The sequence below is a fragment of the Brevibacterium sp. VCM10 genome (genome assembly GCF_000583215.1).
Classification (GTDB): domain Bacteria; phylum Actinomycetota; class Actinomycetes; order Actinomycetales; family Brevibacteriaceae; genus Brevibacterium; species Brevibacterium linens.
In genome coordinates this window covers 1-2,625 of record NZ_JAJB01000039.1, presented here as the reverse complement: position 1 = coordinate 2,625, position 2,625 = coordinate 1, and the positions used below count along the sequence as shown (strand labels likewise).

Genomic DNA, 2,625 nt, shown 5'->3' with positions numbered 1-2,625 from the left:
TGTAGGGAAGCGGCATTCGGTAGCACGCGTGGAACGAAGTGGTAGCAGGAGCGCGGGGATCCGGTAGCACCACTCCGGCACCCCGCGCTCCCAGCTTACGGTCACGCCGGACTATCGACCTCGGGTTGCTGTCGAGTCTTCTTCCGCATGTTCGGGCCATCGAGTTGGACGATCTCGCTGACAGATACCAGCCGGCTCAGGATTGACTCGGCGATGACGGCATCGTGGAGTGATTTGTACCAGTCTTCGGGGTCGAACTGGGATGTGACGATTGTGGCTCCGCGGCCTTCTCTGCTGGCAAGAATGTTCAGTATCTTCGCCGTCGTGTCCATCGAGATCGGAGTGGTCAGGAAGTCATCGAGGACGAGGACATCGCAGTTGCGCAGACTGTCGGAGAACCGCAATCCTCCAGGATCAGACGGTTGATAGACCGCTAACCGGTTCCCCAGATCATCAAGCCGCCAGTACGCGACGGTGTAGTCCTTCCGGCAGGCAGCGTTGACCAGAGCCTGGGCCAGATAGGACTTGCCGACACTGGTCTTGCCGAGGATGATCACGTTCGTCGCATTCTCAATCCAGGCACACGAGGCGAGCCGGTCAACAACGTCGCGAGTCAGCGTCCGGTCAGGTAGGTAGCGGACGTCTTCGACGCAGGCTGCAGGGTTCGGGGTGTGCGAGGCTTTGAGGAGTTTGTGGACGCGGCGTTCTGCCCGGGCAGCGAGCTCGATATCGAGAGCGTGGTGAATCTTGGCGGAGAACGTCCAGTCGTCGTAGTCGGAATCGTTGGCGATATCGATCACGGCTTGTCCGAACGCGGTCATGCGCAGTTGGGTGAACGTCGCCATGTCATCAGTGGTCAGGTGATTACTCATTGGTCGGAGCCTTTCTCATCGTTCGTCAGCGCCGTCAGCCGGAATTGGTCAACTCCAGTCAGGTGAGCACGGCTGGTATCCCGGGACATTGCAGGGACTGGGGCCGGTGATGGTGGTGGTGGTGTGACTGCCGGTCGTTGCTTGGCCTGAGCCCGAACAGCTGTCAGCTGGTGTTTGACCGCGGTGTAGCTGATCGGTCGGCGTTCATCGGCGCACAATGTTTGGCAGGCCTGTTCCAGTAAGGGCCGGTTGTCGCCTTTGCCCAGGGAGAGGATGTTCATGCAGGCTCTGAACCCTTGGGCTTCGATCTTCTTGGCATCCAGCAGCCGCGTGAGTGCTTCGACTGTGTTCGGTCCCGTCTTCGCGGCTTGGCGGAGGAAGTAGCCGCGAGTCCACAACCCAGCAGTCTTGCCTTGAGAGGCTGGGGCGTGGTCGGCGTCGGTGACATATGAGTGCTTCTTCGTCGCCACTCGGTGGCTGGCGATGATGTCGCCGGCGGCGAGGATGTCGAGTCGGGTGCCGATGATGCGCACATCCACGGTGGTGCCGACGAAGGCGGCGGGCACGGAGTATTTGATGGTTTCGATCTGGATGTGCCAGTCGCGGGAGACTTTCGCCTTCTTCCAGGTCACGTCCTGCCAGGGCTGGTCGGGCAGGCTGAGCAGGTCGTTTGCTTCATCGTCGGTGAACCAGTCCCGCCGGGATCGCGGTTGGCTGCGGAACGGGGTGCGGTCGTTGATCCACTCGACTCGGTCGGCGACAGCCGCGTTGAGGTCGTCTATGTCAGCGAAGTGCCGGTCGGCGAGGTAGTGGATGACCCAGTTCGTGACGATCTTGACGCCGGATTCGACGTTGGCTTTCTCCTTCGGTTTATAGGCCCGAGTCGGCACAGCCGCCGTGTTGTAGTGCTCGAGGAATCCGGCGTAGGAGGCGTTGACGTCGCGGGTCTTGTCGTACTTGCTGATCTGGTTCGACGCTGTTGAAGCATTGTCGGGGATGATGACTTGAGCGACACCGCCGAAGTATTCGAAGGCCCGTCTGTGGGCATCGCACCAGGCAGAGAGTTTCTCATCGAGGCACCCGTAGGCGAAGATCATTCCCGAATAGGGCAGTGTGGCGACGAAGATCGAGACTTTTGTGGCCGCGCGGGTGATCGGGTCGGTGATCCACATCGGGGTTCCGGCCCAGTCGACTTGCATCGTATGCCCCGGGATGTGAGTGATCGGGCTGGTGAGGTCGTGGGTGCGGACGTGTTCGGCGATGATCTGGCAGAACCGTTCGTATCTGTAGTGGCGTGCCGTTGGGGTGGGTGCTGGGGTGTTGAGGTAGCGGGCCCACAGCACTTTCAATGGTGGCTTCTTCCGCCCGATGCGAGCGTTGATGACGGCATCGATATTGATCGGGACGAAGTCCTCGTCGGTGTTTTTGCGGCCGTCGGTGAAGAACCGGTCGAGGTCGTCGATGGTGAGGGCATCGACTTGCTCCCTTGTCGTCAATGACTGATTCTTGACGATCGTGTGGGCTTTCGCGATCGCGCGGTGCGAGCATTGCGCCATCGCTTCGATCTGGCGGTAGGAGTATCCCTGAACGATCAGGGAAAGAATGAGCCGGTAGTCGGCCATGAGCAGGATTCCTTTCACTGTTCACGACTTCACTGTCGTGGGTGAAAGCAATCCTGCTCTACTGCTACCGGGTACTTACATAGCTGCTACCACTTCGTTACACAGGTGCTACCGAATGCCGCTTCCGAACA

Annotated in this window: 2 protein-coding genes; both read right to left on the bottom strand. The window is 60.0% G+C overall.

Going from position 1 to position 2,625, the window contains the following annotated elements:
* Window positions 1–101: 101 nt before the first annotated feature.
* Window positions 102–872: an ATP-binding protein gene (locus AD89_RS0112355; protein ID WP_025779316.1), complete on the bottom strand. Its 771-nt coding sequence runs from the start codon at window positions 870–872 to the stop codon at window positions 102–104.
* Window positions 869–2,494: an IS21 family transposase gene (gene istA, locus AD89_RS0112350; protein ID WP_025779315.1), complete on the bottom strand. Its 1,626-nt coding sequence runs from the start codon at window positions 2,492–2,494 to the stop codon at window positions 869–871. Before istA ends, AD89_RS0112355 begins: the two co-directional genes overlap by 4 nt.
* Window positions 2,495–2,625 lie beyond the last annotated feature (131 nt).